We start from the raw sequence: 1,847 nt of genomic DNA, 5'->3' as shown, positions 1-1,847 counted from the left end.
CGGCTGGGAAACCCTCTCTCAGCCCCTCGAACCCATGCCCCTTGACCTCGCAGCCTAAAACACCGACCCTTCACATGCCCGGAGCGCGCCGCCAGGGAATTTCCACAGCATTCGCGACACGACCGGAGGCAACGCGGGAGACAACTGCTCGGCGACGCTGCAAATCCTTGATGAAAGATCAGAAATGTAGCCCTGTGTCGGTTGAGCGATGTTTGCGTAAGTATCCCCGACAACAACGTTTCCCGCTGACCCCGCCACTTCATTCATCAATGAATAGAAATTGGCCTCATAATCTCCATCCCCCAAGGTATAGCGGCTCGCCGCCTCGGCGATCAGCATGACAACCACTTCATGGCCCGCGTTACGAATGGCAGAAGCGGATGCTCGAAGCTGGCTGGCATCGCGCACACGCCCTATAGCGCTGTCGACACCATCCGCGTCGGTCAAGAACACCACAATGGATGGAACTCCCTCTCTTGCAGGCTCACCGGAACTCGACGCATAGGCGCTACCATCGTAGTTTGTTAGAGCATCGGCCACATAATCAAAGGCAGCACCCGGATAGGTGTAGCCATCCCGTCCCCCGCGAGAGTATGTGGATGCGACAGTTGTGAACTGATCGGTCAAACCGGAAAGGAGAGTCGGCGAATCTTCCCAACCGATCAGCGACCCCCTGAAACCAGTGGATTCATCATACGCGAAAGAAGACGCAACAGAGGATATGAATGACTTCGCATCGCTGAATTCAGTATCGGTTACACTCGTCGACTCATCATTCAAGAACCATAGCTCGACTCGCCCACTGCAACTCTCCTGCGCCTGTGCGACAGCGGCCCCGACGGACACAAAAAATACGGAGAGTGCTGCCACCAGAACCATGCGCGACGCACTGGCAACCTTTGCTCGGTTGTCACTTTTCATGTTTAGATGCTTCCCCAACGTATAATGCGCATAATTCGGGAAAAAATATCACGTACTCGGGCCAACCACCTAAATATCTTAAGATTTTCAATGTGCCTCTTAAGTATACCTGCACCCGTGAACTGGGGCACATTTCGGGGGCTATCACGATCACACCCCTGATGCGGCACCAAGGCCCAATGTTATTGGGTGCGGCCTCTCCCGCCTTGCCAACCTCGTCGATGGCGCGCGCATCCTAAAACAACCATCAGCCTAGACTTGCGGGGAACTTCAAGAGCCCCGAAAGATTCTCTTTGAAGGCAAAAACCGGGACAAAACCAGCGCTAGGGTCAAGATTTATAACCAACAGATGACGAGAGCGGCGAGAGCAGTTGCTGAGAGGAATACTTAGGGGTATCGGTCGTATCTGGTCGCCACGCACCGCCAATCCTTAAGTCTGCCGAACATGATCTCGATCCGGTTTCGCCGTTTGTAGCGGCGCTTGTCATATTTAACCGGCGTCTTGCGTTGCTTTCGTCCAGGGATGCAGGCGCGTATCCCCTGTCCTGCAATGCTTCTCTGAACCAATCGGCGTCATAGCCGCGATCCCCGAGCAGCCATTTGACGTTTGGCAGGCGACTGAGCAACGCCCGCGTACCGAAGTAGTCGCTCACCTGACAGACGGTGACGAACAGGTTGAGCGGATGGCTGGCCGTGGAACTTCGGGAAGAAGGGCTCAAGGCGGGCCATCTGCGCATCCGTCAGCCAGAAGAGATCAGACATGGTCACCGCTCGGTTTTCGAACCGTGCATCACGCGGCTGGAGCAGTGTCCCAACGATTGGTGTAATTTCCGCCGTTAGCGCGGGCTGAGCGGAGCCTTTTCGTAGCGAAGCGAGGCCCGCGCGGGCCGCTTGGCGGCCACGGTTGTTCTTCGGCTAAAGTTTGG

Annotated in this window: 1 protein-coding gene and 1 pseudogene; both read right to left on the bottom strand. The window is 55.9% G+C overall.

From position 1 onward, the window contains the following. Window positions 1-54: 54 nt before the first annotated feature. Window positions 55-921 (bottom strand): VWA domain-containing protein, encoded by an 867-nt coding sequence (locus tag AAFO90_RS24780; RefSeq protein WP_347511176.1) that lies wholly within the window; start codon window positions 919-921, stop codon window positions 55-57. Window positions 922-1,308: 387 nt separating this feature from the next. Further along, window positions 1,309-1,604: pseudogene (locus tag AAFO90_RS24775) on the bottom strand (transposase); the annotation flags it as partial. Window positions 1,605-1,847 lie beyond the last annotated feature (243 nt).

Source organism: Phaeobacter sp. CAU 1743 (assembly GCF_039839315.1).
GTDB classification, from domain to species: Bacteria; Pseudomonadota; Alphaproteobacteria; order Rhodobacterales; family Rhodobacteraceae; genus Phycobacter; species Phycobacter gallaeciensis_A.
Note: the sequence above shows the minus strand (reverse complement) of the source record. Positions and strands in the feature narration are given on the sequence as shown.

Coding starts and splice junctions, on each gene's coding strand:
- AAFO90_RS24780 (WP_347511176.1), bottom strand. CDS start 921: ATGAAAAGTGACAACCGAGCAAAGGTTGCCAGTGCGTCGCGCATGGTT.